This window comes from Bradyrhizobium forestalis (assembly GCF_002795245.1).
Classification (GTDB): Bacteria; Pseudomonadota; Alphaproteobacteria; order Rhizobiales; family Xanthobacteraceae; genus Bradyrhizobium; species Bradyrhizobium forestalis.
In genome coordinates this window covers 1-2675 of sequence record NZ_PGVG01000095.1, presented here as the reverse complement: position 1 = coordinate 2675, position 2675 = coordinate 1, and the positions used below count along the sequence as shown (strand labels likewise).

The following is a 2675-nucleotide window of genomic DNA, read 5'->3' as shown; positions in this document are numbered from 1 at the left end:
CCCCGATTCGTGCGACCTCCGCCCCCAGCAAAACCCCTCATCTTGAGCCTTCGATGCACATTCTCCTGCTCGGTTCCGGCGGCCGCGAACATGCTCTGGCGTGGAAGATCGCGGCCTCTCCCCTGGTGACCAAATTCTGGTGCGCGCCCGGCAATGCCGGCATCGCGCGGGAGGCGGAATGCGTGGCGCTCGATGTTGCCGACCATGCCGCCGTGATCGAGTTCTGCAAGAGGAACGCGGTCGAGCTCGTGGTGGTCGGCCCGGAGACGCCGCTGGCGGCCGGCATCGTCGACGATCTCACCGCCGCCGGGATCAAGGCGTTCGGCCCGAGCAAGGTCGCCGCCCAGCTCGAAAGCTCCAAGGGCTTCACCAAAGCGCTGTGCACCGAGTTCGGCATTCCGACCGGTGCCTACAAGCGCTTCACCAAGCCTGAGGACGCGCGCGCCTATGTGCTGAGCCAGGGCGCGCCGATCGTGGTCAAGGCCGACGGGCTTGCCGCCGGCAAGGGCGTCGTCGTCGCCAAGACCTTGCGCGAGGCCGAGGACGCCATCGCCATGATGTTCGAGGGCGCCTTCGGCGAGGCCGGCGCTGAAGTCGTGATCGAGGAATTCCTGCCCGGCCGCGAGATCAGCTTCTTTGCGCTGTGCGACGGCGAGACGGCGATCCCGCTCGCCTCCGCCCAGGACCACAAGCGCGTGTTCGACCACGACGTCGGCCCGAACACCGGCGGCATGGGCGCCTATTCGCCGACCCCGCTGGTCACGCCTGCGATCCACGACGCGATCATGGACAGGATCATCCTGCCGACGGTATCAGGCATGAAGCAGCGCGGCACGCCGTTCCGCGGCGTGCTCTATGCCGGGATCATGCTGACGACGCAGGGGCCAAAACTGTTCGAGTTCAACGTCCGCTTCGGCGATCCCGAGTGCCAGGTGCTGATGTTGCGCATGATGTCGGACATCGTGCCGGCGCTGCTCGCCTCCTGCGACGGCGAGTTGAAGCATTTCGACCTGCGCTGGTATCCGGAATCCGCGCTCACCGTCGTGATGGCCGCGAAGGGCTATCCCGGCGACTACCAGAAGGGCACGCGGATTGGCGGGCTCGATGACGCCGCGAAGGTCGAGAGCGTCGAGATCTTCCACGCCGGCACGGTCGCGAAGGACGGCGCCATCCTCGCCAATGGCGGCCGCGTGCTCAATGTCTGCGCGCTCGGCAAGACCGTGACGGAAGCGCAGAGCCGCGCCTATCAGGCCGTCGACCGCATCGTCTGGCCCGAAGGCTTCTGCCGCCGCGACATCGGCTGGCAGGCGGTGGAGGCGGAGAAGGCCAGGACCTAGTGCGTCATTCCGGACGGCGCGCAAACGCGCCGATCTGGAATCTCGATGTTTGGTGTCACCGCGCCGCCACATCGACACTCCAGAATGTGCAATCAGCTGTTGGGGTTAGCAGCCCCGCAGATAATACCGCTACTGTGCATGGGGTTGTTTTCGACATTTTGTTGTGTCGGGGCGGCCCCTCGACTGACCACATAAGGATGCAAAAAGATGTCCGATCTCGCCGACCTCTATCCGGGTTTTGCCGCCGAATGGATCGACACCTCCTTCGGCCGCATCTTCGCCCGCGTCGGCGGCAAGGGCCCGCCGCTGCTGCTCTTGCACGGCTTCTCCGAGACCCACGTGATGTGGCACCAGGTGGCACCTGAGCTTGCCGACCATTTCACGCTGATCATCGCCGACCTGCCGGGCTACGGCTGGTCCGACATGCCCGCGAGCGATGCGCTGCACATGCCCTACAGCAAGCGCGCGATGGCGAAAGCCATGGTCGAGGCGATGGAGCGCCTCGGCCATGTGCACTTCGCGCTTGCCGGCCACGACCGCGGCGGCCGTGTGTCGTATCGGTTGGCGCTCGACCATCCAGGTCGGCTATCAAAACTCGCCGTGCTCGATATCCTGCCGACCTATAATTACTGGGAGCGGATGAACCGCGCTTATGCCTTGAAGATCTATCACTGGACCTTCCTGGCCCAGCCTTATCCGCTGCCGGAGACGCTCATTTCGAGCAATGGCGAGTTCTTCCTGCGCTTCAAGATGGCGAGCCAGACCAAATCGAAGACGCTGGACGCGATCGACCCGCGCGCGCTCGAACACTACATCGCCCCGTTCCGCGATCCCGCCCGGGTGCACGCGATGTGCGAGGACTACCGCGCCGGCGCCTATTTCGACTACGACCTCGACAAGGCCGATTTCGAGGCCGGCAAGAAGATCACGGTGCCGATGCTGGCGCTGTGGGGCAATGCCGGCATCGCGCAGGCCGCCGCGACGCCGCTGGACACGTGGAAGCAATGGGCGGTCAATGTGGACGGCATGCCGGTGGACTCCGGGCACTTCCTCACCGAGGAGAACCCGGAGGTGACCGCGCGGGCATTGCGCGAGTTCTTCTTGGCTTAGGCATCGCTGTCCGCCACACCCTCCACCGTCATCGCCCGGCTTGACCGGGCGATCCAGTACTCCGAGACGGTTGTGGTTAAAACGTTAGGCCGCGGCGTACTGGGCGAATTCAATCGGTCGTTGCAACACCTTGACAAAGGAGGTTGCGATGACGCGGTCCCAAGGAATTCTGCGAGAGAGTTGTAGGCCGTTCTGGGCTGCGATTGCCGCGGGGCGCTCGAGCGAGGA

At 64.9% G+C, this 2675-nt stretch carries 2 protein-coding genes; both read left to right on the top strand.

Annotated elements, in window-relative coordinates:
- Positions 1 to 53 precede the first annotated feature (53 nt).
- Positions 54 to 1337 (top strand): phosphoribosylamine--glycine ligase, encoded by a 1284-nt coding sequence (gene purD / locus CVM73_RS38555; protein ID WP_100236920.1) that lies wholly within the window; start codon positions 54 to 56, stop codon positions 1335 to 1337.
- A gap of 207 nt (positions 1338 to 1544) precedes the next feature.
- Positions 1545 to 2447, top strand: coding sequence for an alpha/beta fold hydrolase (locus tag CVM73_RS38550; RefSeq protein WP_100236919.1), 903 nt, complete (start codon positions 1545 to 1547; stop codon positions 2445 to 2447).
- The last annotated feature ends 228 nt before the right edge of the window (positions 2448 to 2675 follow it).

Coding starts and splice junctions, on each gene's coding strand:
- purD (WP_100236920.1), top strand. CDS start 54: ATGCACATTCTCCTGCTCGGTTCCGGCGGCCGCGAACATGCTCTGGCG.
- CVM73_RS38550 (WP_100236919.1), top strand. CDS start 1,545: ATGTCCGATCTCGCCGACCTCTATCCGGGTTTTGCCGCCGAATGGATC.